The 25,135-nt window shown below is 53.8% G+C and carries 18 protein-coding genes and 1 tRNA gene; 7 read left to right on the top strand and 12 right to left on the bottom strand.

The window, feature by feature from the left end:
- Positions 1-9: 9 nt before the first annotated feature.
- From GOC95_RS08830 to GOC95_RS08810, 5 genes are all read right to left on the bottom strand, one after another.
- Positions 10-768 carry a TSUP family transporter gene (locus tag GOC95_RS08830; RefSeq protein WP_275356733.1) on the bottom strand — a complete coding sequence of 253 codons (759 nt, stop codon included), beginning with the start codon at positions 766-768 and terminating at the stop codon, positions 10-12.
- Between the two features lie 14 nt (positions 769-782).
- The gene (locus GOC95_RS08825; protein WP_275356732.1) at positions 783-1,622 is read right to left on the bottom strand and encodes a symmetrical bis(5'-nucleosyl)-tetraphosphatase; all 840 of its coding nucleotides are present in this window, start codon (positions 1,620-1,622) and stop codon (positions 783-785) included.
- Between the two features lie 224 nt (positions 1,623-1,846).
- Positions 1,847-2,350, bottom strand: coding sequence for a c-type cytochrome (locus tag GOC95_RS08820; RefSeq protein WP_275356731.1), 504 nt, complete (start codon positions 2,348-2,350; stop codon positions 1,847-1,849).
- A 150-nt stretch (positions 2,351-2,500) separates the two neighbouring features.
- On the bottom strand, positions 2,501-3,985 hold the full coding sequence (locus GOC95_RS08815; protein ID WP_275356730.1) for a choice-of-anchor I family protein: 1,485 nt from the start codon (positions 3,983-3,985) through the stop codon (positions 2,501-2,503).
- Positions 3,986-4,103: 118 nt separating this feature from the next.
- Positions 4,104-5,243 carry an NDP-sugar synthase gene (locus tag GOC95_RS08810; RefSeq protein WP_275356729.1) on the bottom strand — a complete coding sequence of 380 codons (1,140 nt, stop codon included), beginning with the start codon at positions 5,241-5,243 and terminating at the stop codon, positions 4,104-4,106.
- A gap of 231 nt (positions 5,244-5,474) precedes the next feature.
- Between GOC95_RS08810 and GOC95_RS08805 the strand changes: the two genes are divergently transcribed.
- Together GOC95_RS08805 and GOC95_RS08800 are read left to right on the top strand one after the other, a co-directional pair.
- On the top strand, positions 5,475-6,509 hold the full coding sequence (locus GOC95_RS08805) for a sulfite exporter TauE/SafE family protein (RefSeq protein ID WP_275356728.1): 1,035 nt from the start codon (positions 5,475-5,477) through the stop codon (positions 6,507-6,509).
- 90 nt (positions 6,510-6,599) lie between these two features.
- Positions 6,600-6,676: transfer RNA gene (locus GOC95_RS08800), tRNA-Arg, on the top strand.
- A 483-nt stretch (positions 6,677-7,159) separates the two neighbouring features.
- On the opposite strand, the gene GOC95_RS08795 is transcribed toward GOC95_RS08800, so the two are convergent.
- Both GOC95_RS08795 and GOC95_RS08790 read right to left on the bottom strand, forming a co-directional pair.
- Complete coding sequence (locus tag GOC95_RS08795; protein WP_275356727.1) at positions 7,160-8,104, bottom strand: hypothetical protein; 945 nt, start codon at positions 8,102-8,104, stop codon at positions 7,160-7,162.
- A 237-nt stretch (positions 8,105-8,341) separates the two neighbouring features.
- Positions 8,342-10,468: a molybdopterin-dependent oxidoreductase gene (locus GOC95_RS08790; protein WP_275356726.1), complete on the bottom strand. Its 2,127-nt coding sequence runs from the start codon at positions 10,466-10,468 to the stop codon at positions 8,342-8,344.
- Positions 10,469-10,762: 294 nt separating this feature from the next.
- Here GOC95_RS08790 and GOC95_RS08785 point away from each other — a divergent pair, with 294 nt between their 5' ends.
- The 5 genes from GOC95_RS08785 (at position 10,763) to GOC95_RS08765 (ending at position 20,655) form a co-directional block, all read left to right on the top strand.
- Positions 10,763-11,329 carry an MOSC domain-containing protein gene (locus tag GOC95_RS08785; protein WP_275356724.1) on the top strand — a complete coding sequence of 189 codons (567 nt, stop codon included), beginning with the start codon at positions 10,763-10,765 and terminating at the stop codon, positions 11,327-11,329.
- Between the two features lie 385 nt (positions 11,330-11,714).
- The gene (locus GOC95_RS08780) at positions 11,715-13,016 is read left to right on the top strand and encodes an MdtA/MuxA family multidrug efflux RND transporter periplasmic adaptor subunit (protein ID WP_275356723.1); all 1,302 of its coding nucleotides are present in this window, start codon (positions 11,715-11,717) and stop codon (positions 13,014-13,016) included.
- Between the two features lie 15 nt (positions 13,017-13,031).
- Positions 13,032-16,118, top strand: coding sequence for an efflux RND transporter permease subunit (locus GOC95_RS08775; protein WP_275356722.1), 3,087 nt, complete (start codon positions 13,032-13,034; stop codon positions 16,116-16,118).
- On the top strand, positions 16,115-19,243 hold the full coding sequence (locus GOC95_RS08770; RefSeq protein WP_275356721.1) for an efflux RND transporter permease subunit: 3,129 nt from the start codon (positions 16,115-16,117) through the stop codon (positions 19,241-19,243). Before GOC95_RS08775 ends, GOC95_RS08770 begins: the two co-directional genes overlap by 4 nt.
- Positions 19,240-20,655: an efflux transporter outer membrane subunit gene (locus tag GOC95_RS08765; protein WP_275356720.1), complete on the top strand. Its 1,416-nt coding sequence runs from the start codon at positions 19,240-19,242 to the stop codon at positions 20,653-20,655. Before GOC95_RS08770 ends, GOC95_RS08765 begins: the two co-directional genes overlap by 4 nt.
- On the opposite strand, the gene GOC95_RS08760 is transcribed toward GOC95_RS08765, so the two are convergent.
- The 5 genes from GOC95_RS08760 to GOC95_RS08740 all read right to left on the bottom strand — a co-directional run bounded on the left by GOC95_RS08760 (position 20,652) and on the right by GOC95_RS08740 (position 25,115).
- Positions 20,652-21,866: a diguanylate phosphodiesterase gene (locus GOC95_RS08760; protein ID WP_275356719.1), complete on the bottom strand. Its 1,215-nt coding sequence runs from the start codon at positions 21,864-21,866 to the stop codon at positions 20,652-20,654. The genes GOC95_RS08765 and GOC95_RS08760 overlap by 4 nt on opposite strands.
- 232 nt (positions 21,867-22,098) lie before the next feature.
- Complete coding sequence (locus tag GOC95_RS08755) at positions 22,099-22,494, bottom strand: hypothetical protein (RefSeq protein ID WP_194749370.1); 396 nt, start codon at positions 22,492-22,494, stop codon at positions 22,099-22,101.
- Positions 22,469-23,620: a GNAT family N-acetyltransferase gene (locus GOC95_RS08750; RefSeq protein ID WP_275356718.1), complete on the bottom strand. Its 1,152-nt coding sequence runs from the start codon at positions 23,618-23,620 to the stop codon at positions 22,469-22,471. The genes GOC95_RS08755 and GOC95_RS08750 overlap by 26 nt, the downstream gene beginning before the upstream one ends.
- A 2-nt stretch (positions 23,621-23,622) precedes the next feature.
- Positions 23,623-24,861: a beta-ketoacyl-[acyl-carrier-protein] synthase family protein gene (locus GOC95_RS08745; RefSeq protein WP_275356717.1), complete on the bottom strand. Its 1,239-nt coding sequence runs from the start codon at positions 24,859-24,861 to the stop codon at positions 23,623-23,625.
- Positions 24,861-25,115 carry a phosphopantetheine-binding protein gene (locus GOC95_RS08740; protein WP_275356716.1) on the bottom strand — a complete coding sequence of 85 codons (255 nt, stop codon included), beginning with the start codon at positions 25,113-25,115 and terminating at the stop codon, positions 24,861-24,863. The genes GOC95_RS08745 and GOC95_RS08740 overlap by 1 nt, the downstream gene beginning before the upstream one ends.
- Positions 25,116-25,135: the final 20 nt, after the last annotated feature.

The following is a 25,135-nucleotide window of genomic DNA, read 5'->3' as shown; positions in this document are numbered from 1 at the left end:
AGCCCATCGTTAGACATATGCCTGCCAGGCCGTTTTAAGCAGCAAAAGCGTCACAACTGCCACAAACACCCGGCGCACCAGCGTGGTTCCATGCTTTAGCGCCAGTGCACTGCCTAACAGGCTGCCTGCGATATTGGCGGCCGCCATGGCCAAGCCCAGTTGCCACCAGACTGCACCGCTCCAGCCCAGCACCGCTAACGTTGCCAGATTCGTACTGGCATTTAACACTTTGGCAGAGGCAGAAGCATGCAAAAAATCCTGCCCGAGAAAACGCACCAGCATAAAAATAAAAAAGCTGCCGGTGCCTGGTCCAAAGAAACCGTCATACCAGCCGATGCTGACCCCAATGGCCAACGCAATTATCCATCGCTGCCGCACGCTGTGGCCCTGGGCCCCCTGTTCGACCCCAAACTGCGGAAACTTGAGCGTATACACCAACACCAGCAACAACACCGCTGGCAATAGCTTGCGCAAAAAATCTGGCGCGACCCAGGTCAAGGTCCACGCGCCCAGGCAGGCGCCTAAAAATGCAGCCAGCGTTGCAGGGACTAACCAGGCCCAATCCAGACGCACATGCCGACTATAGCGCCAGGCGGCAACACTGGTGCCAAACACACTGGAACATTTATTGGTGCCAAGCAACAACACCGGCGCGGTATTCGGAAAGCTGGTTAGCAAAGCGGGGACGGTCACCAGCCCACCGCCGCCCACCATGGCATCCACCACGCCCGCCCCAAAAGCGGCCAGGATCACCCACCAGAGTTCCACCCGCGTCCCCTGTGCTAATCGCCACCCAGGCCTGGCGGCTGATCACGCGGATCCAGTGCCACCTGCGTCGCCTCGCCAGTGTCCAGGGCGTATGCCGTCAGTTCTCGCCCCCATAAACAACCGGTGTCCAGCGCGATCACGCCATGCGCTTGATACAGGCCCAACGCCGACCAGTGCCCACACAGGATGGGCTGCTTGGCCTGGGCGGACTGGCGACCGGCCGCCTGAAACCAGGGCAGATACCCGGCCGGTAGCTCAGACAGTTCGCCTTTAAACGCAAACTCCATCGCGCCGGCCGCATCCACCACACGCATGCGGGTCAGCGCATTGGTAATCGCCCGCAAGCGGTCCATGCCGGTCAAGTCCGCGTGCCAGGCGGCAGGCTGATTACCGTACATCTGTTGCAAAAAGCCCAGATAGTCGGGCGATTGCAATACCGCCTCAACCTCGGCAGCCAGCGCCCTCGCTTGCGGCAACGACCACTGCGGATACAAGCCGGCATGTATCATGGCATAGTCGTCTTCCAGCACCATCAATGGTTGATGCCGCAACCAGTGCAATAACGCTTCGCCATCCTCGGCTGCCAATAAAGGCGCTAAAGTGTCAAAGCGATGCGGTGGCCGCACGGCGTGTGCGACGGCAATGGCATGCAAATCATGGTTACCCAGCACCACCTTGATATGCTCGCGATGCGCATATAACCAGCGCAATACCGGTAGTGATCCCGTGCCGCGGTTGATCAAATCGCCAACCAGCCACAACTGGTCGCGCCCAGGCGCAAAGTTTAGCTTTGCCAGCAACTGCATAAAAGAATGATAGCAACCTTGCAGGTCGCCAATCGCGTATCTCGCCATGGCTATGCACCTATCTGAAATCGATTTACGGGCACTGCTACACACTCAACTTCGGTCGCGATACGGCGTTGCTCATCAAGAAATTTCTCCTGCCATATCAACTATATGCAGCATCAAATTTTTTCATGCGCGCCTTGCCTGGCTTAGCGATTTGAAGGTGTAGAAGCGCCCTGACCAATAAAAAAGCCGCTTGAGATTCAAGCGGCTTATCGCAATATTGCTGTTTATTTTTTCAAGCTGGCAGGATCAAATTTGGCCCCTGCCTGATTCGCCATATAGGCCACCGCATCCGCGACTTCGTGGTCAGTCAACTCTGCGTTACCGCCGCGCGCTGGCATGCTACGAATCCCTTCGATGGCATGTTTTACCAAGGTTTCATAGCCTTGTGCAATACGTGGACCCCAGTCACCGGCATTACCGATTTTTGGCGCACCCAAGGCACCCACACCGTGGCAAGCGATACACACGCCTTTAACAATCTCTTCACCGCTCTTTTCAACGTGCGCGCCACCTGCTTCAGCCACGGCCACTGTCGCAACCGGGGCAATATTGGCCAGCACTTTTTGCTCTGCTGCTTCAGCCGCTTCTTTGCTTGGGGCTGCTTTTTCGGCACCAAGCACGCCAAAAAGATATGCCAGCAGCGAAACCAGCAATGTGAAAGCAATAATGGCGCCTGGAATGGCAATAATTAACTCTTTAATGCTTGAACTCTGATTGTAACCCGACATATCTGCATCCCGTTGCGTTAGAAAAATTTTCCACGTGATTATAGCGCAGAACCGCCAGACAGGAAACGCGCACCGGTATTTACTGCCATGCAAAACAAACAGCCGGGCTGATTCCCAGACCCGGCTGACATTAGCACAGATAAAACCGTACTACTTTTGTCGACGACGCAACATCGCCAATGAGAGCAACCCCATCCCCAGCATCGCTGCGGAGCCGGGTTCAGGGACAGCACTGACCTTGAACAAGGAAGTGGTGTTGGAGCTTTCATTCGAGAACGCCAGGAAAATCTGTCCGGCTTTTTCAAACGCAACCAAGCCTTCTGGCGCTTTGTCGCCGTCTGAGACAATCATATCAATAAAGCTGACTTTGGTAGGATCAGTGATATCAAACAGTGCTACGGCCCCTTTCAGGGTTCGCTCCAAACCGATAGCAGCGATGGTACGGCCACCCAGGGTAAACAAGTCCACACCTTCTGGCTCAACCCCTTTGTCGCGGCTACGGGCGTCATCATAAATCCCACGTGCAAAAGCTTCTTTATCAAGGATATCGCCACTGTCGTAAACCAGACTACCATCGGCATTACGGATGCTGAAAGAACGCGCACCCGCGGCGTACAGATCGCCTGCAGATGAATCGGTGTTTGATACGCGGATATTGGCCAAATCCCCAGTCGCGCCTAATGAACTGGCATTAGAACGATCACCGTCATCCTCACGGAAATCACCTTCGTTCGCAGTCACCAAGTAGTCCTTGCCAGCAACGTTGTAAGTCGCGATCCCGTCAGGCATGTACAACCCTTTTACGTTGGCGCTAATAAAATTAACGCTACCATTGTTAAGCGGGTCTATGCTGTTGCCCGGCAGGCTGAAGTCTTTGGCACCCAAGCCAACCACCTGGGTAAATGAATTGGTGTTCATGTCCAAAATGCCGATGGCATTCGCCTCTTGAAGGGTCACGTAAGCCTTGCTGCCATCTGCACTGACGGCAATATACTCAGGCTCATAATCCATGCCAGTATTATTGCGAATATGGCTACCTGAAGTAGGCACTCCAGACAACGTGGCAGTGGCAGCCACAGTACGCTTGGTTACATCAATAATAGTCACGCTACCGACTGGATCATTGGCTGCCGGATTGAATACGCGTGGCACCGTGCTGCCTTTACGTGTGCCATACACATCTGGCGTCCCTTCATTGGCAACCAAAATCTTGCTGCCATCCGGCGTAAAAGTCAGCATATCTGGCAATGCACCGACCGTAAATGTGTTAGTCCCAGATGCAAGGCTTCTGGTTGTGGTGTTATATAACTGCACGATCCCCGGTTGAGTACGTGCACTGTTTTCGATGGCAAATGCCGCCATGCCATTGCTGATACTGACGCTATTGATGTTACCGAAGCTACTGGTGTCAATATGCTGCACCAGGCTGCCTGTAGCCGCATTCAAAACATCTACGCCTTTGACGCCTGCGACCCATAAAGTATTGGTCATGGCATCAAATGCCGGAATTTCAGACAAATAACCACTCCCACTATGGCTAAAGGTCCACTCTTTGCTAATCTGATAACTGGTTGCAGCCTCAGCCACGCCCATGCTGCCCACTAGCAAGCCAATCATTAAAGTCATTTTTTTCATGTGTATACTCTCCTCATAAAGTGAGAAAAGCATAGGCATCATGCATGACAAATCCTTGACAGTTAAATGTCAATCAAATGAAAACGGACTAGTCATGTAAAATCAAACCGCGCTGAAATTACAACCTCGCATAAGCGTAGTTTTGCGGATACACCACTTTTTCCCGTGCATCAGTCCAGATAATGTCGCAGCTATCATCATCCATATGCACCATGCGGCCATTACGGTCTACGCAATACTCGCCACAGACGATGCGCTCAACAATTTCATAGCCCTGCGCAATGCGGGTGTAATCAAACAAAATGGAGCGGATGACCGTACTGTCGCGCTGGATATGGCAACCCGAGTTAATCCAGGTTGGGCCAACAATGCGGGTATTTTTATCAATCCGGCTACCAGAACCAATATATACCGGCCCCTCAATCTGCGTGCGCTCCCAGTCAATATGCACATTGAGGCCCACCCATACACCCGGTTTCACCTGCGTGCCCGGAATCGGCATCGACGGGAAGAAGCCTTGCATCATTTGCTGCATCACCAGCCAGTAATCGGTCACCACGCCAATATCAATCCAGTTAAACGGATGCTGAATCGCGTAAAACGGCAAGCCTTTTTGCACCAACAACGGAAACAAGTCCGAGCCAATATCGAACTCGCTGCCAGAAGGGATCAAGTCCAGCACCTCCGGCTCGAAAATATAAATGCCGGTACTCGCCCAGTTAGAGCGCGCCTCCAGCTGGCTAGGCTTCTCCTGAAACGAAATAATGCGCCCTTCATTGTTGGTTACCACCACGCCATAGCCAGATACCTTGTCCATGGGCACCTGCATGGTCACCAGGCTCGCCAGTGCGCCTTTCTCCTTGTGCTCTTTCACCGCACTCGTAATGTCCAGGTCAATAATCGCATCCCCGCACAACACAATCGTCGTTTCATCAAAAAAGCCGCTAAAGTCCTGAATCTTGCGCATGCCACCGGCTGAGCCCACTGCATGCGGCACCACCTGGCCATCCACAATATCCCCCTCAAACGAGTAGCCGATATTCACGCCAAAACGATGACCATCCTCAAAGTAATCCTGAATCTTTTTGTGCAGATAACTGACATTGACCATAATATCCGCCACCCCATGCAATGCCAGGTGCTCCACCAGATAAGCCATCACCGGCTTGCCCAGCACCGGAATCATCGGCTTGGGTAAATCATAAGTCAGTGGCCGAACGCGAGTGCCCTTCCCCGCAGCTAAAATCATGGCTTTCATCGTGCTATATCCTCATATGTTTAGATTTATCAGCCAAGCATAGTCACGCTCTATGACACGATTATTGCAACCTTTAGTACGCTCCCCGAGTCAAGGCAAGGTGAGCGCTAACCCCCTGCCTGCCAAACGACTGCCGCTTTTTTATAGATGCTTAACTAAAAGCCCAGGCATTTGGGCTATGATTTGAGCGTTTCAAATGCAACCAAAAACATAACGCCTGCCCTGCCCCACATGATTTATTTAAATGTTTTCCTCATTGCCTTCATCGCGTTTGCAATCAGTATGGTTTGCGGCGGCGGAGCAGGCCTGCTACTGATCCCCATTCTAGGCCACGTGCTCCCGGCGTCTCAGGTGCCAGCGGCGCTATCGGTAGGCACCTCAGTGAGTTCACTGACCAAGCTCTATTTGTTCTTCCAGCACATTAACTGGCGCATCGTCAGGCACTTTCTGCCCCTCGCCTTACTGGGGGTGATCGTCGGCGCCTGGCTACTCAGCTACCTGGCCCCGATGTACATCGAGCTGTGCATGGCCATTTTTCTGGTCTGCAACCTGCCCTACCTCTTCAAAAAAACCACCGCCCCCAGTGCAGACAAACCCGCGCTATCCAACCACTTTCTTAAATTCATCGGTTTTCTCGCAGGCTTTATCTCCGCCCTCACCGGCGCAGTCGGCGTTTTGTTCAACGGTGTTTACCTTAGATACGGGCTCAGCAAAGAAGAAATCATCGCCACCCGCGCAGCCAATGAGATTTTTCTGCACATCGTCAAACTGGGCCTATATGCCTATTTCGGATTATTTACGCTAAAAGCACTCACCATCGGCATACTGGTCGCCATTGCCGCCGTCGCAGCCACTTACCTGATGAAATACCTGCTGCCTAAAATCTCCATCAGCCTCTTCAGCAAAGTTGGCTACGGTGCCATGGTCTTGTCCGGCGTCGTCTTGCTCAACAGTGCCATCATCCGCATTCAAGAAGCACACGACCCCAACGTACACATCGTCCGCGTCTCCAAGGGCTATGACGCCACGCTAAACTGGGATGATTTAATCTATACCATCGAGTTCAAATACGGCGAAGGCTTTGAATTTGAAAGGATTATTCCATTCACAGCGCTGGACGCGCCAAGACAAGCCCATGTAAACGCGCAGAATATAGGCGCTGACAAAATTGTCATCGAAAAAGTCTATTCTCTGAAGAAAATCTCATACGAAGCCTATTACTACAAAGACGAAACTAACTTGATCAAAAAGATCAAGTTTAAGTAACAGCGAGAAACGCTTTGAATCAAACACACCTAAAAATTGAGCGGCGACAAGCGAAGCCAGCCGCACTTAATTTGCTATAATGGCAGGATTGCGCCCGTAGCTCAGCTGGATAGAGTATTGGTTTCCGAAGCCAAGGGTCGTGAGTTCGAATCTCGCCGGGCGCACCAGAAATAAAAGCAAAGCCAAGATAGTTGTCACTAGCACCATAAATTGACCGCAACGGCCACTTTATGCTTCCGTGTACTAGCTAAAAAAGCCTGCTAAACTTTTCTTCCTCACTCAATCCAGAAATGGGGTAAATAAACCGACTTTTCTTGGTAGTCATAAACTAAGAAGAATATGGACCAAATATAAAAGAAGTGTCGCACAAGGTGACAAGCCTTGTGCGACACTAAAGTTATATCCCAAATGGACTTTCGATTTTTAGTTGTTTAAGAGTTAAGCTCCACAACTGTTCCTGCAAACTAATATCGCGACTGGCTTTTGACGACTTTCCTATCTTGGATTTAGCGAAATATTTTCCGGAGACTGCGTCGAGCTCAAGAGCCGTTGCCACATGAATAGAGGTTGGATTTCTCCATTGATAGAAAGTAGGAAGCCGGACCTTTTACCTTTGTTTCGTCTGCAATTGAAACCCGATTGTGTGACTTTTATGTATTTTTTAATGCTCCAGATGCATGAACGGAGTAAAGGAAGTCATCTGTCACTGAAAACTGCACGATATATTCCTCAGAGTGTGGTAAGCCAAAATATTCTCCACCCACTGCCAGATCACGATAATTTCTTGGCCCTTTGTAATCATGGACTTTAGCCAAAAATACCTCGTTGTGTGCATCTTCCATATCGATATGATATTGAACCTTCATCGTTGCCTCATCATTTTTAATCAGCCATGGAAAAATACTTCCCAAGTCAGACCCCACGTGAGCAGCGATTCTCCCGGTTTCCAATAAACATAATGCAGTTGGAAACGCCTTGTAGACATTATCATAGGCACGGATTCTAAGATCACTACCGCAAACAATGGCACGACCCTGAGCAATCAGTTCCCATAATGGTTCATGGTCTGGGTGTGCCTCGCCCGACCAATATCTAGGTATCCACGATGGATCAGTGATGTACCCATTTTTATCAAGCGGGGCATATGTAATCCAGTTTGAGTCAACCTTAGTAATGCTTGAAGATGGATGTAAGGCTAACTCAGCCAAATACTCTGGTGTGAAGTGATACCCCCAGTTTTTTAAACGTTGGGCAGAAGCCATGTCTTCAAAAAAATACATGCCAGTGAGTCTGGAATTGCATGTTGGAAAGTGTTGCTGACGCCAGGTTTCAATCAACATCTCATTGCGAAACCTTACATTGTTTTGGGCAGCAATCATGCCCGCAAACATCATGGAAATGGGGCATTGTGGAGGTTGATACTTAGCATGTGCCGAAACCAATACTCCACGATAACTCGCCCAAGCGACAAATGGTTGGTCAATATCCAGATATGCAAACACCTGCATAGGCGTGCCCTCATACGGTAGTGGCTCTGTGATTGGCTCCCCTGGGCCAACACGAGGAACTTCTTTTTGGTTTGTTTGTGTATTCATAGTAGTAATCCTAAAAATCAGATTGATGCTGAGTGTGTAAATGCATCATCTGTTATATCTATTTTAAGTTCCGATTTTCGGTTTTCTGGAAAAACTGACGATTTATGAATCGCCACTAATTTTGTAGTCACTGTTCAGCCGATTGATTGAACAGCTTTTCACAGTTAGCGGCGATCCCGAGTGAAAAAATTCGATAGATCAATCGAAACCCTGCCTCTGCTTTTACAAAGTAACTGTTCAAACAAGCTCAACCTCTACCAGATTGTCGCTAAACGTATTTGAGTGGCCCATGTCACCATACTCGGCAGAACTGATACAGTTCACCGTCCCCTTGTTGAGTTGGCGCCAATAGCCCAGAGTAGCGACCACGATGCCGGGATTCACATCAGTAGTGACACGGGCGACCGCTTCAAAAGCGCCTCTTTCGTTATAGGTTTTGACCATCATGCCATCCTGCACATCGCGTGCGAGTGCATCTACCGGGTTGATCATCAGGTATTGCTCGCCCTGCACGCGGAGTTTGGATTCCATATTCGCGTATGAGGAGTTGATAAAGCCATGGCTTTTTGGGGAGATGATGTTTAATGGAAACTTGGCCGCCAGTGCTGCGTTGGTATCAGGCGCTTCCCGACTGGGCACATAGGCCGGCAATGGGTCTAAATCTTCGCCCGGTTGAAAACCGTCATACATCTGCCTGAAAGGGCCGGCGACAAAATTCTTGGCGCCTTCAACCATGAACATACATTTACCGGTCGGGGTGGGGAAATTGCCCTCACGATGCGGGGCGCGGTCGTCTTTTGTACCGACATTCAGTCTTGCAAACCCGTGCTCACGCATGTAGTTAAGGTCTATGCCTTTGCAAGCGGGTGAACTCCAGTCTACATAGTTTTCAAGACATTCGCTGTCACTCCATTTGAAATTATCTTCTTCGAAGCCCAAACGCTGGGCCAAGCGGCGGAATATTTCATTATTGGGTAAGGCTTCGCCGGGAGGCTCTATACATTTGGTGTTGTAGGTGAGGTATAAATGACCCCAGGATAAGATCATGTCTTCCTGCTCTGCGCCCATGGCGGCGGGCAAGACAATATCTGCATACGACGCCGTATCTGAAATGAAATGGTCTGCCACAATGGTAAACAGGTCTTCGCGCTTGAGCCCTTCGATGACTTTGTCAGTTTCGGGCGATTGGGTGACCGGGTTGGTATTCCACACCATGATCGATTTAATCGGCACCTCTAGCGGTGTTTCGCCAAGCAGCGCCCGGCCTAATTGCAGGATATTAACCACTGGCGTACCTTCAGGGATCAGGTCCGGCCTGCAAATCACATCAAACTTGTAAGGATGCTCCCAGACTGGGAATTGCAGCGCTCCACCGCCTACGTGGCGCCAGGCCCCGATAAGAGCTGGCAATGAGGTGACAGCGCGTATCGCCTGACTGCCGCCATAACTGCGTTCCAACGCGACGCCAATGCGGATGGCGGCTGGCGGCGTGGTCGCATATTCGCGGGCAAACAGGCGAATCTGGTCGGCGGGGATGCCTGTGATGTCAGCTGCCCATTCCGGCGTGCAGGGTTTAGCTCTTTCCGCCAGCTCGGCATAGCCCACGGTATATTTTTCAACATAGTCATGGTCAACCAAGTCTTCTGCAATGATCACGTGCATCATCGCCATCGCCAGCGCGCCATCGGTCCCTGGTTTGGGGGCAATATGCCAATCGGCTTCTTTTGCGGTTTTGGAAGCGAACGAATCTACAACGACGATCTTCGCCCCTCGTTTTTGCGCATCTTTAATAATGTGCCAGTGATGAAGATTGGTGGAGACCGAGTTACACGCCCAGATGACGATGAATTTGGCATGGATAAAGCTTTCGGGGTCCACGCCGGCGGTCGGCCCGACTGTGAGTAACCAGGCAGTACAGGAGCCTTCGCCACAAAAGGTTCTTTCACAAACGGTGGCGCCCAGCCGGTTGAAAAAGGCATCCCCGCCATTGAGTCCATGTACCAGCCCCTGATTACCCAGATAACTGACGGGTAATATGGCGCGGGGGCCTTCATGATTGATCAATGCCTGCCATCGATCCACAATGGTATCCAGGGCCTCATCCCAGGTGATGCGCTCAAACTGATTGGTGCCTTTGGGCCCTACCCGCTTCATGGGGTACAGCAGGCGGTTGGGATGATAATGCCGCTTTTCGTAATCTTTTAATTTGACGCATAACCCGCCTCGCGTCATCGGATGATCAGGGTTACCTGAAACTGAAATCAGCTCGCCGTTTTTGACATGAAACTGCATCGCGCAAGTATCAGGACAATCATGCGGACAACCACCATGAAAGGTTTTGACTACATCTGCAACATCATTCATATGACACTCCAAGCGCACTGTTATATGCCGTCATGTTTTAAAAAGAATCAATGCAAGACAGGTCTGTCTATTTCAAATACTATACCCCTTAGCATGGAAATACAATACTGCTGGATATTGATACTTTTTGTTCTTAAAGCGGATCATCGCCTGTAGATAAAAAGTTTGAGCATGGGTTGCATGACTCGCTATTCAAACTCGATATAATCGTTCTAGGCGATACGCAAACAAAATCAATTGTGTTTTCCCAGCGCCCCAATTTATGAATCGCCGCTTATTTTTAAGACTCAATTAATGCAAACCGCCACCCTGCGTGACTTAACCCAGCACTTTAGCCAACACGGTCGACTGGAAACCATTTACCTTCGTCCAGATCGCGGTCAGCCTTGTTTGTCACCCAATCAAGCCTTAGCGATAGCAAACCGTGGATTGCAAGGGGATAGAGCCAGCTTGCGCGCGTCATCACAAGCGAATGGCAGCAAACGGCAGGTGACCTTGCTGCAAGCCGAGCATTTACCAGTGATTGCGGCACTCACGGGGCGGGCGCAGGTGGATCCGGCGGTGCTCAGGCGCAACCTGATTGTCTCCGGACTCAATCTGCTGGCGGCTAAATCGCTGTTTAAAGATCAGCCCTTGCATCTATTGATAGGCGAAGTGGTGCTGGAGGTGACTGGCCCTTGTGAGCCATGCTCACGTATGGAGCAGGTGCTGGGGACAGGCGGTTACAACGCCATGCGTGGTCATGGCGGGGTCACGGCTCGGGTTTTAAAAAGTGGGATACTGCAGCGAGGAGACCCGGTGCGGGTGATGGTCGCTGAGTCTGCAACAGATGCGCCGTTGCAATCGTCTTTGAGCTTCTAGCAGAAGCAGCCCGCAAAATTACTTTTTCCTGACTTGTCTTCGCCGCCTACCCCTGACTAAGCCCGCTTCAATCCCCGGCGTTGAATCAGGGGTTGATACATTTCGTGACAAAATCTTTTGCACAATAATCGCACCAATTGTTAGATTAGCTGCCTAGCAAATGCAGCACTCAATGCGGTGATGCAAGGTTACGCCCTGTAAACAGATATCACAGTGAGTCCCACCCCAATTACAAACAACTCCCGTTTGCGATTTGGAATTTTCTTTTTCTGGAAAACCAGAATCGGGGGATGGGCGCGATAAAATGCAAGTCGCGGGGGTGAATGATTGACCGCATGAAGAGATGTTTGTATTTTCAACGTTGAGCAAGCATATTGAGTCGGCTATGTCTAATAAAAAAGCGCTATTGAACACTGCAATAGGACTGATTGCCCTGGGATTGGCACTCTGGTTCTGGAAACATCCGCGTACCGATCAAGGGGCTGAGGCGCCCCAGGCCGAGGCGCAAGCTGGGCAAGGGCATGGTCGCGGACACGGCGGCCATCATGGCCCGGGGGGAGACAAGCCAACGCCAGTGACAGCGGCCACGGTAACGGTTGCCGATATTCCGGTGACACATACGGCGCTGGGGACGGCGATTCCGTCTGCGGTGGTGACGGTGACCAGCCGCGTGGCCGGGCAATTGATTCAAGTGGCTTTTCAGGAAGGTCAGCTGGTCAAGCAAGGGCAGTTATTGGCGAAGATTGATCCGCGTCCGTTTGAAACGGCGCTGGGGCAGATTCAGGGGCAGGCAGTGCGCAACCAGGCCTTGCTCAAAAATAGCCAGATTGATTTGGAGCGCTATAAAACCCTGCAAGCGCAAGACTCGATTGCCTCGCAGCAAGTAGACTCACAAGCCTCGCTGGTGCAGCAATATCAGGGCACGGTGCAGGCAGACAAAGCCTCGGTGGAAAACGCCAGGTTACAGCTCAGTTTTACCAACATCACCGCGCCGATCAGCGGCCGCATTGGCTTGCGTCAGGTCGATAGCGGCAACAATATCGACACCACCAGCCCGATTGCGGTGATTAATGCGATTCATCCTATCCATGTGGTGTTTACGCTGCCGGAAGACCGCATCACGCGTCTGGTGGCACAAAGCCAGTCAAGCGCTGGCTTGCACAAACTCAAGGTAGAAGCGTGGGACAAAGGCAATACGCGGCGGTTGGCCAGCGGGGTGCTTGAGAGTATTGATAACCAGATTGATACCACCTCGGGCACACTTAAGCTCAAGGCGGCCTTTGCCAACGAGGACGACCACCTGTTTCCTAACCAGTTTGTGAATGTGAAACTGTTTAGCGAGACGATTCCGCATGCCAGCGTGATCCCGATCAATGCCTTGCAGCAAGGGCCGGACGGCGCTTTTGTGTATAAAATTGTGCCCGATACCAACGGCGAAAAAGTGGTGTTGCAAGCGGTGACGGTGGGGCATACCGACGCGGAAATCGCGGCCATTACCAAGGGCTTGCAGCCGGGTGACCGGGTGGTGAGCAGCGGCATTGATAAACTCAAGCAAGACGCCAAAGTGCGGGTCAAGGACCCGAATCACGCGCTGGATCCGGCTGAGCAGGCGGACCCAGCGCTGGCCAATGGTAGTGCTGACGGACAAGCATCCAAGCATAGACGTCGCGCGGCAGCCGGGGCATAAGCGGCACGCCTGACGATGATGAACCCTTCACGGCTGTTTATTTTAAGACCGGTGGCGACCTCGTTATTGATGGTCGCCATTCTGCTGGCGGGCCTGCTGGCGTATACCTTGTTGCCAAAAGCTGCCTTGCCGCAGGTCGATTACCCGGTGATTCAAGTGGTCACGCTCTACCCCGGCGCCAGTGCCGAGGTGATGGCGATGAATGTGACCTCACCGCTGGAGCGTCAATTTGGCTCTATGGCTGGCCTGGCACATATGTCATCTGCCAGCTCTGGCGGCGTTTCAGTCATTACCTTGCAGTTCAGCCTGAAAAACAGCCTCGATGTTGCCGTCCAGTCAGTTCAGGCGGCCATGAACGCGGCCAGTACCTTTTTGCCTGCGGATTTACCCTCCCCGCCCATCTATAACAAGGTGAACCCGGCCGATGCCCCGGTGCTGACGCTGGCCGTGACTTCGCAGAGCCTGCCATTGCCAAAGTTACGCGACCTGGTGGATACACGCATGGCACAAAAAATTGCGCAGGTGAGTGGCGTGGGCCTGGTCAGTGTGGATGGCGGGCAAAAACCGGCGATCCGCATTCAGGTGAATCAGCCCGTGCTGGCGGCCTACGGGCTGGGCATGAATACGCTGCGCACCATCATAGACAGCGCCAACTCCAACCAGGCCAAAGGCAATATTGATGGCCCCTTGCTGGCCTATGAACTCGATGCCAACAGCCAACTGCGGTCCGCAGAGGAATACCGTAACCTGATCATTGCCAACACCGGTGACCGACCTGTGCGCCTGCGGGATGTGGCTGAGGTGAAAGAGGCACAAGAAGATTTGTATATCTCTGCCTGGGCCAATCAAACGCCCGCCATTCTGGTCAATATCCGCCGCCAGCCCGGCGCCAATGTGATTGAGGTGGTCGAGCAGATTCGCGAGCGCCTGCCCGGCCTGACGGCGGGCTTGCCGGCCGATGTCAGCGTCAGCGAACTCACTAACCGCACGCATACCATCCGTAGTGCGCTTGAAGATGTGCAGTTTGAGCTCATGCTGGCCATTGCCCTGGTGGTGATGGTGATCTTCCTGTTTTTGCGCACGGCGGCGGGCACCGTCATCCCCAGTTTGACTGTACCGCTGTCGCTGGTGGGCACGTTTAGCATCATGTATGCGGCGGGCTTTAGCATCAACAACCTCACTCTGATGGCGCTGACCATTGCCACCGGCTTTGTGGTCGATGATGCCATTGTCATGATTGAGAATATCGCGCGCCATATTGAAGAAGGCGAGACGCCGATGAATGCCGCCATCAAGGGCGCCCGCCAGATCGGTTTTACCATCATCTCGCTGACCTTTTCACTGATTGCGGTGCTGATCCCCTTGCTGTTTATGGGCGATGTGATTGGCCGCTTGTTCCGCGAGTTTGCCGTCACACTGGCCGTTGCCATCCTGATTTCGGCGGTAGTCTCGCTCACCCTGACGCCCATGCTGTGTGCGCGCTTGCTCAAACCGGCCAAAGCCCCTGTCGCAAACCAGACTAACCTCATAGACCGCATCATTGCCTATTACGGCAGAGGACTGCAGGTTGCCTTGCGGCACCAGCCACTGGTATTGCTGCTTGCCGCCGCCTCGCTGGTGCTAACGGTCACGCTGGTGATCAGCATCCCCAAAGGCCTGTTCCCGACCCAGGATACCGGCTTTATCCAGGTGATGACTGAGGCCAACGGTTCGGATGCCTTCAGCGTCATCAGCCACAAGCAGCAAGCCGTGGTAGAAGCCATTTTGCAGGATGCCGATGTAGAAAGTATTTCTTCTGTGGTGGGCGTGGATGGGGTCAACACCACGCATAACAGTGGCCGCATGCTGATCAACCTCAAGCCCTACCCGCAACGCCAGGCCAGCGCCAGCGAGGTCATTACCCGCTTGCAATCTCGCCTGGAGGCCACCGCCCCGCTCAAGCTGTTTATGCAACCGGTGCAAGACCTGACGCTGTCAGACCGTGTCAGCCAGACCCAGTATCAATACCTGCTGACCAGCACCGATCCGCAGGCCTTGCAAAGCGCGCTCCCCGGCTTTATGCAAGCACTGCGCAAGCTGCCGCAACTGACCACCGTCACACATAACTTGCACAGCGACGGCCTGCGCGCCGCCGTGACCGTGGACCGCGACAGTGCCGGGCGGCTGGGCATTACCATGGCGGATGTGGACAATGCGCTCTATAGCGCCTTTGGCCAGCGCATGATCAGTACCATTTTCACCCAGGCCAATCAGTATCGCGTGATTCTTGAGTCGCAACCGTCCTCGGCCTCGGGCTTGCAGGCGCTGGATCAGGTTTATGTCACCAGCAATACCGGGCGCCAGGTGCCGCTGGCGAGTATCGCCCGCATCAGCGAGCAACCGGCGGCGCTGGTAGTGAACCGGGAAGACCAGTTACCCTCGGTCACCATTGGCTTTAACCTTGCCGAGGGCTATGCCCTGGGGGATGCTGTGGCCGCGATTGATGCAGTCAAACAGCGCATGCAATTCCCGGCCACCATGATTAGCCGCTTTCAGGGCGCGGCTGCCGCCTTTAATGCCGCACTCGGCAACGAATTATTTTTAATGCTGGCCGCCATCCTCACCATGTATATCGTGCTGGGCATTTTGTATGAAAGCTATATCCACCCGCTGACCATCCTCTCCACCTTGCCTTCTGCTGGCGTCGGCGCCTTGCTGGCCCTCATGCTGACCGGGCACCCGCTCAGCGTGATTGCCATCATCGGCATTATCCTGCTGATCGGCATTGTGCAAAAAAATGCCATCATGATGATTGATTTTGCGCTGGAGGCCGAGCGCCATCATGGCAAGTCGCCTGAAGAAGCCATTTATGAAGCCTGCCTGCTCAGGTTCCGGCCTATCCTGATGACCACGCTGGCGGCGCTGTTAAGTGCCGTGCCGCTGGTCACCGGCGATGGCCCCGGCTCAGAATTGCGTGCGCCGCTCGGCATTGCCATGATAGGCGGCCTGTTAGTAAGCCAGCTGCTCACCTTGTTTACCACGCCTGTCATCTACCTGATGTTTGACCGCCTGGCCCAGCCTGGTCAGCGCAAAGCTGTCGCACACAGCGAGGCAAGCCCATGAGTGGGCTCACGCTGTTTTTGCGCCGCCCCGTGGCCACCACCTTGCTGGCACTGGCGATTGCCTTGCCCGGCATTGCGGCTTATGTGGCGCTGCCGATTGCCTCGCTGCCGCAAGTGGAAATGCCCAGCATCGATGTGTTTGCGCGCCTGCCCGGCGCCAGCGCCGAAACCATGGCCTCGGCTGTGGCCTCGCCGCTGGAGCGTTCGCTGGGTAATATTGCCGGCCTCAACGAAATGACCTCCAGCAGCACCAAGGGCCAAACCCGGGTCAGTTTGCAGTTTGATCTGGATCGCAATGCAGACAGTGCCGCACGCGATGTGCAAGCGGCCATCAATACCGCCATCCCCTTGCTGCCAGCCGGCATGCAAAGCAACCCAACCTGGCGCAAGAGTGGCCCGACCATGATCATGCATATCGCGCTGACCTCGGACCGCTACAGCCAGTCCGAGCTGTACGATGTGGCCTACAGCCTGGTCGGGCAGCGCATCTCGCAAGTCGATGGCGTAGGCCAGGTCAACGTCAATGGCAGCGCCTTGCGGGCGGTCAGGGTAGAAGTGAATCCGCTCACTGCCAATCAATATGGCATTAGCCTGGACCAGATCCGCACGGCCATCGCCAATGCCAACGCCCATTTACCCAAAGGCTTTATCGAGAGTGCCAGCAAACGCTGGCAGCTGGAAGTGAACGACAGTAACCGCCAGGCGGCCGATTTTCGTGATTTGATTGTGGCCTGGCGCAATGCCGCCCCGGTCAGGCTGCGCGACATTGCCGAGGTGAAAGACTCGGTGCAGGAGCTGCGCAGCGCCGGTAGCGTCAAGCAAAAGCCCGGCGTGGTCATCGCGGTGAATAATATCCCGGGCGCCAACATTGTCGCCACGGTTGATGGCATCAAGGCCTTGCTGCCCAGGCTGCAGCCCTTGTTGCCGCCAGGCATCGCCATGGAAGTGCTCATAGACCGCAGCACCATCGTCCGCAAATCGTTAGAAGAAGTCGAACACAGCCTGCTGATCTCGATTGGATTAGTGATCGTGGTGACTTTTCTGTTTTTAAAAAGCGGGCGCGCGGCGCTGATTCCCAGCATCGCCATTCCGGTGTCCTTGCTGGGGACGCTGGCCGTGATTTACCTGTGCGGTTTCAGCCTCAATAATCTGACCCTGATGGCGCTCATTATTGCCACCGGCTTTGTGGTGGATGATGCGATTGTGGTAGTCGAAAATACGGCCCGGCACATTGAACATGGCCTCAGCCCCTTGCAGGCGGCGCTGCGAGCAGTGCACGAGGTGTCATTTACCATTATCGCCATGAGCCTGGCGCTGATTGCGGCATTTATTCCGCTGCTGTTCATGGACGGTGTGGTCGGGCGCATGTTCCGCGAGTTTTCAATCACGCTGGCCAGTGCGGTGATCATTTCATTGCTGGTGTCGCTGACACTGACACCCGTCCTCTCCTCCAAACTACTGCGGCCGCAAGCAGCAAAGCATGGCGCAAAGACGGGTGGCGCTGACCATACGAGTCCCGCTCCCGCCACGCAGGACCAACCCTGGCCTGCGTCGGTGTATCAGCGTGTGCTGCGCTGGAGCCTGCACCACAGGCGCCTGATTCTGCTGCTCTTCACCGTGGCCATCGCCAGTAACCTTTATCTGTATACCCTGGTGCCCAAGGGCTTTTTTCCGCTGCAAGATACCGGCCGCTTGCAAGGCAACTTCGAGGGCGACCAGAATCTGTCGTTTTGGGCCATGCGTGAAAAAGTGGCCCAATTCATGCAGATCATCGCCCGCGACCCCGATATCGATACCTATTATGAATACACGGGTGGCTTTGGCGGCGGGCAATCCAATACCGGCATGCTCAATGCGCGGCTGAAACCCCGTGCAGAGCGCCAGGCCTCGGCGCAAGAAGTGGTGGATCGCTTGCGTCCGCAACTGGACCGCGTGGCTGGCGCTTCGTTACGCTTGCGGCCACAACAGGAATTCAATATCGGCTTGCGTCCGGGCTCGGCAGAATACCAATACACCTTACTCTCCAGCAGCGTAGACGATTTGCGCCAGTTTGCTCCCAAACTCAAAGATGCCATGGCCAAGCTGCCGCAACTGACTGACGTCTCCAGTGATGCACAAGACAAGGGCTTGCAGATTAATCTGGTGGTGGACCGCGATGCGGCCACGCGCCTGGGCATTACCCAGCAGCAGATTGACAGTGCCTTGAATGATGCCTTTGGCCAGCGGCTGGTCTCCACCATTTACGAGCCGCTCAATCAATACTATGTGGTGATGACGGTGGCGGCCCGCTTTGCGCAGGGGCCGGAGTCCTTGCAGAATATCTACCTGACCAGCCTGAAAAACCAGCGCATTCCGCTGGCGAGCTTTGCCCACTGGCAACCGGTGAATACGCCGCTGGCGGTCAATCACCAGGGGCAGTTTGCCGCCGCCACGGTCTCGTTTAACCTGGCCCAAGGCTATGCGCTGGATGCCGCCAGCCAGGCCATCGAATCGACCTTTGCCGCGCTGGCGCCGCCAGAGAGCATCCATGGCACCTTTGCCGGTAAAGCCAAAGCGTTTCAGGATTCCATGGATAGCCAGCCGTGGCTGATCCTGACCGCCGTGATCGCGATCTACATCGTGCTGGGCATGCTGTACGAAAGCCTGATCCATCCGCTGACCATCCTCTCCACCCTGCCCTCGGCGGGCATAGGCGCCTTGCTGGCCCTGTTATGGTTTGACAGCGAGTTGACCATTATCGCTATGATAGGCATTGTGCTCCTGGTGGGCATTGTCATGAAAAACGCCATTATCATGATTGATGCGGCGATTCATTTGCGGCGTGAACACGCGCTCTCTGCCGAAGCCGCCGTCACCCAGGCCTGCCTGCAACGCTTGCGGCCCATTTTAATGACCACGCTGGCGGCGGTGCTGGGGGCGGTGCCCTTGTTGCTGGGCGTCGGCGATGGTGCTGAAATCCGTCAGCCGCTGGGCATCTCCATTGTCGGTGGCCTGCTGGTAGGGCAAGTGCTGACGCTGGTCACCACGCCCGTGGTTTATCTGTATCTGGATGATGCGGGGCGTTGGCTCAGCCAGCGTTTCGGCCTCTCGTTAAACTCAAATTCTTTGAAGAATCAAACGGTATGAACATAGTCAAAATGTGGGTGCTGGCCATGGCGGGCCTGATGATACAAGGATGCAGCGTCTGGCAAGACTATGTACGCCCGCGCGTCGAGATACCGGCACAATACAAAGAACCGCCGCCTGCAGGCTGGAAAGTGGCCGAGCCCGGTTCACCAGAACTGTCTGCGGCCTGGTGGGAACGCTACAACGATCCCCAACTGACCGCCTTACTCACCCAGGCCAATCAAGCCAACTATACCATCCTGATTGCGGAGGCCAATTATCGGCAAGGGCTGGCACTGGCGCGGGCGAGCCACTCGCCGCAATTGCCCGCACTCAACGGTCAGGCAGGCGCCACCCGCGGAGAGACCACCAATACCACTGGCGTGCGCAGTGATTACAGCATTGGCCTCAATGCCAGTTGGGAGATGGACTTGTGGGGCAGGATACGTAACAGCGTGATTGCCGGCGAAACCAATGCCGAAGCCACGGCCGCCGACCTGGCTGCGGCCAAGCTCTCGGTCCAGTCTACGCTGGCGCAAACCTATTTTCAGCTCAGGATTCTCGACTCGCAAAAGCTGCTGCTGGATAACACGGCCAAAAGCTTTGATCGCTCACTCAAGCTGACCACCAACCGCTATAACGTGGGCTTGGCCTCGCGCACGGAAATCGCCCAGGCCGAAACGCAATTGCGCAACACCTTGGCGCAGTCGATTGATATCAGCGCCTCGCGCGCGCAACTGGAGCATGCGATTGCAGTACTGATCGGCAAGCCGCCAGCAGAATTGTCCATCCCCGAACAACCATACAAGGACGTGGCCAATTTGTCTCTACCCGCCGCGAATACAGGCTTGCCTGCCAGCCTGCTGGAACGCAGACCAGACATAGCCGGGGCTGAGCGCAGGGTTGCCTCCGCCAATGCACAGATCGGCGTTGCACGGGCGGCACTCTTCCCCACGCTGACGCTGGGCGCGACCTTTGGCTATAGTGACAACAGCCTGAGCAATCTGCTTTCGCTGCCTAACCGCCTCTGGTCACTGGGCCCCGCGCTGGCAGGGCCGATTTTTGATAATCAGCTGCGTAGATCGAATACCAATGCGGCCATTGCCCGCTACGATGCCAGTGTCGCCACCTATAAACAAACCGTGATTAATGGCTTGCGCGAAGTTGAGGATAATCTGGCCTTGCTGCGTATTCTGGAGGCGGAGGCAAAAGAACAGGAAACCGCCGTCAAATTTGCACGCGAAGCCGTCACCCAAACCGAAAACCGCTACCGTGCCGGCATCAGTGAATACCAATACGTGGTCAACGTGCAATCCACCCTGTTGAGCGCCGAGCGCAACCTGCTCTCCATCACCGGGCGCAGGCTCAATGCTTCAGTGGCTTTGATGGTGGCACTGGGTGGCGCTTACGTGCTGCCCCAGTCTAACTATTAAGTCTGAACAGGCCACTGGATAGGTGCCACCCCATTGAGCATGGGCTTGGCAAATAAAAACCCTTGAAACAAATCGACGCCAGCAGATTGTAGCCAGCACCATTCTTCCACGGTCTCTACCCCTTCGGCCACAATCGTAATGCCCAGCGCATGGGCACACTCAATCAGCGCCCGCACAATCGCCTGCTTGGGGCCATCCTTGTGAATATTTTCAACAATCAGTCTATCCACCTTAAGCTTCTCAGGCTGAAATTTGGACAGCAAGGTCAGCCCGGCAAAGCCGGCACCAAAATCATCAATCGACACACTAATGCCTGCCAGACGTAATTCCCTGATGGCGCGCTGAAAGTCATCAAAGTTAGCAATAGACTCTTGCTCGGTGATTTCAACGATGATTTGCTGCGGCTTGAAATCAAACTGTGCGATATAACTGAGCAGCTTTTCCACCGCATTGGGCACCCGCACCAAAGACATCGGCAACAGATTGATGGATAACTTGATCGGCCCGAGTTGCATCTGCGATGCCAGGGCCAACGCGTGCTGCTTGGATTCCAGATCGAATACATATAACTCCTCGGCTGACAATCCCTCAAAACATTGCTGCGGGGAGCCGCCAGACGGGCTGCGGATCAGCGCTTCAATCGAAGAGATCAGTCCGGTCAGCGGAGAAACAATCGGTTGAAATGCAAACTGGCAAGCCGCCTGCTGAATGCGGGCAGGATTCACGACATCAAAAGGGGATGGTTGGGGCTGAAACTGCCAGTCTTCCGCGTGCAGTGTCCGCTCGCCATCGCTCCAGCGGGAGGTGGCAAAGGCCGTGATCAGTTTGATAACACGGTCATGATCGGGGAGCGACTCGCCGCTATTAAAGGTAGCCCCCTCTGACAACAGGGCATAAATGTCTTCACCATACACCTTTTGCACATCAATGCAGTACATGGACCAGCCGCCAAATCGCCGCGCAGGAGAAAAGTCCTCCATCAGCTTGACCACATTACGATGCCTGTCATCCAAGGTAATCAGATGATAAAGCAGCTTGATGGCAATATCCGGACCTTCCAGATATTGCAGAAAATAGTCGCCATCGTATAAGAGCACGCCTGAAATGGCATTCTTTTGATTCTTTTCAGCTGCAGCGTCAACCAATGCAGCAAGTTCATCCCCCACCAGCTGCTTCACTGAGCGACTTTTATACACCAATACCGTAAACATATTTATTACAAAAACAAATTTATATTAATGTATTATACAAACAAAAATTAATCTAAACATAAAAATATTATCTAAAACGGCAAAAAAGTTAGATGTTTCAACGGAAAACCGTCAACACTGTAGTGGGGAGATGTGACACTGTTATTTTTAAACCCTGTTACAGGCACATTCAGGTGTGACATCGCATGCTGGACGCGTGAATGGAGGCTGGCATTGCGCTAATCGCCCGCTGCTAGCTGAGACTGGAAATCGTCGCCCCCAGGGTGATCAGGCCAATGCCCATGATTTGCGCCGGGCTCAGATGCTCGGCAAACAAATATACCGAGACCAGTGGCACGGTGGCATAGGCAATGCCAGAGATCAAATGTGCCTTGGAGAGGTCGGTGCGGGACATGAGCAGCATCCAGCAACAAAATGCCACCAGTAGCAGCATCACCCCACCCACCAGCGCAGGCTGCAGCAACAGTGAGCCGGCAAAGGCAAAAAAACTCTGCCAGCTTTCCAATGAGGCCGCGCCGACCTCCAGCGAGGCCATCTTGAATAACACCTGACTAAACGTATCGCAGAAAATCAGCAGTGAAAATAACCAGACGACACTGGCGTTAGATGTTCTGGTCAAAGTTTTCATAAGCAAGCAATTTGGCCAGACAAGCCAGCGGTTGATTCAGGAAGCGGTTGGTATGTTTAAACAGCAAATAAGTGTCTTCAAGCTCGGCACCCAGTTTTTTCTTTACCTCGTAGGAGGCCTGCCCGCTTTGAAACTGCGTGATGCCATCGCGCAGGCACATCTCGATGTTATAGATCCAGCTTAAGAAGTAAATATTGTGCTCCGCCGCGACAGGCTGGTGCATACCGATGTATTTGTCCATCAGGGTATGGCCGTTGTGCAGCAGCATGTTAAACGCAATCAGTTTGCCTTCGAGGTAATACAGCACAAAGCGGGTATTTTCTGGCATCAGGCCCGCCACAAACTCAAAAAAGCTGCTGGTCAGTTTTTCAAACTTCAATTCGCTGCGCTCATAGGTTTCGAGATACAGCTGGTAGATTTCGTCCAGATTGGACGGCATGCCCTGCACTTCGCGGATTTCAATCTGCGAGCGTTTTTTGAGCTTTCTGCGCAGGTCTTTGCGCGTGGCATAACTCAGGCTGGCGAAGTAGGCCTCCATCGAGTCAAATGCGATCTGATTGACGGCGACCGGCATGTTTCTGAGCGTGCTGTAGCCCAACGCATTGAGCGGGGCACCCACTTTTTGCAGGTCACGTGCCAGCACATCTTTAAACGCAATCACCGAGGCACCGGCTTTGGCGGCGATTTTTTGCAACTGCGCATTGAGGGCCTGCATCATGGCCGGATCAAACGGATAGTCAGGATGCAAGGTCATTTTGCAGGCATCCGTAATCGGCGAACCGACGCAAAGTAATTTGACCCGCATGAGGAAAGGAATACGCTCGCGGACTTTTTGCAGCAAGGGTTTCAGGCGCCCTTGCACCGTGGTATCCAGGTTGTAATCGGTGATAAAAAACGGCGCCAGGCAAACAATGACCTGGTTTTTCTTGACCGCCAGGTAACCGGTTTTAAAGCCCTGCACATTGGCGGAGTCAAACGCCAGATGCAAGCGGTAGCCTTCGAGATCATCCTTTAACAGTGTTTTCCAGGTTTCCTCGGGAAACTTGGCGGCACTGTAGCCAACTTCGACGTCAAACACAGGCGTTTCAGCACTGAGGTTGGAATCCATATATAAGGCAGTTTGCATGATTAGATCTTTCTCAAAATAAGGACACCGCTGGTGCCGCCAAAGGCAAACGAGTTACTCATGACAGTCTCGAGATGCTGAACGGGTTGCGCCTGGTTGGCCACGTAATTCAAATCACATTCCGGGTCCGGGGTGTGCAAATGCATGGTGGGTGGCAAGGTGTTTTGCTGCAAGGCGACAATGCAGGCGACCAACTCGACCGCGGCCGCAGCGCCCATCAAGTGACCATGCATGGATTTGGTGGAGCTGACCGGAATCTGCGCCGCCGCCTCACCGAACACTTGCTTGATCGCACGGGTCTCGGTTACATCGTTGAGCTGGGTGCCGGTGCCGTGAGCATTGATATAGCTGATCTGCTCAGGGTTGAGGCCGGCATCTTGCAAGGCTTTTTGCATGGCCAGGGCCTGACCTTCGACCGAAGGCTGGGTCATATGGCTAAAGTCATTTGACGTACCAAAACCGACGATTTCCGCCAGAATATGCGCGCCGCGCGCACTGGCATGTTCGTAGGTTTCGAGCACGAACACGGCTGCACCTTCGCCGAGTACCAGGCCCGTTCTATCGGCAGAAAACGGTTTGCAGGAGGCTGCAGCGGCTTGCGGGTCTTCTTTGGCGAGGGTACGCAATGCCTCCCAGGCCTTGATGGTACCAAAGGTGAGCAAGGCTTCACTGCCGCCGGCCAGCGCCGCTTCACAGCGGCCAAAGGCAATCTGTTTGGCGGCTTCACCAATGGCAATCGCGGCAGAAGAACATGCGGTGGAAATGGTTTGATTCGGGCCAGCGAGCTGGTATTTGGTCGCAATTTGCGAGGCAGCGGCACTGTTCATCGCCATCAGTACCGTAAACGGTTTGAGCCGGTTCAGGCCCTGTTTGAACAAGCGCGCATAGCCTTCTTCCGTGGCGGCAGCGCCACCCATGCCGGTGCCGATAAAGCAACCAAGCGCGTCTGGACTGAAGGCAGCCAAATCGATACCAGACTGCTGCAAGGCTTGCTCGGCACTGTGCAAGGCAAACTGGCTGACGCGGTCGAGCAAGGCTAGCTCCTGGCGGCTGAAATGCTGCTCGGGCTCAAACTGACACTGGGCAGCAATCCGCGTTTCGAGTTGCTCGGCAAACTCGGCCTTGAGCGCACCAATGCCTGACACCCCATTCAACAGGCTTTGTTGAAAGGTCGTCACATCGTTGCCTAGCGGCGAAACGATGCCCGCCCCCGTGATCACCACCCGACGCGGCATGCTCATTATGCGCTGGCCTCGGTCTTGAGCAAGTCGTCCAGCATGCGCACCACATCTTCTACGGTGGCAATCTCTTCTGAAGGGTTAGGCACCTTGATGCCATACTGATCTTCAGCCTGGAAGATAATGTCAAAAATATCCAGCGAGTCCAGGCCAAGGTCGACCAGCTTGCTCTGCGGTGTAATCGCCTTCTGGTCTATCTCCAGCTTGCTGGCGATCAGGCCGCTCACGACTTCAAATGTATTCTGTGTATTCTGCATAAGCACTCCTTACTTATCTC

This window comes from Methylophilus sp. YYY-1, assembly GCF_029132825.1.
Taxonomy (GTDB): Bacteria; Pseudomonadota; Gammaproteobacteria; order Burkholderiales; family Methylophilaceae; genus Methylophilus; species Methylophilus glucosoxydans.
The sequence above is the reverse complement of the archived record's forward strand: the minus strand, read 5'-3'. Positions and strand labels throughout refer to the sequence as shown.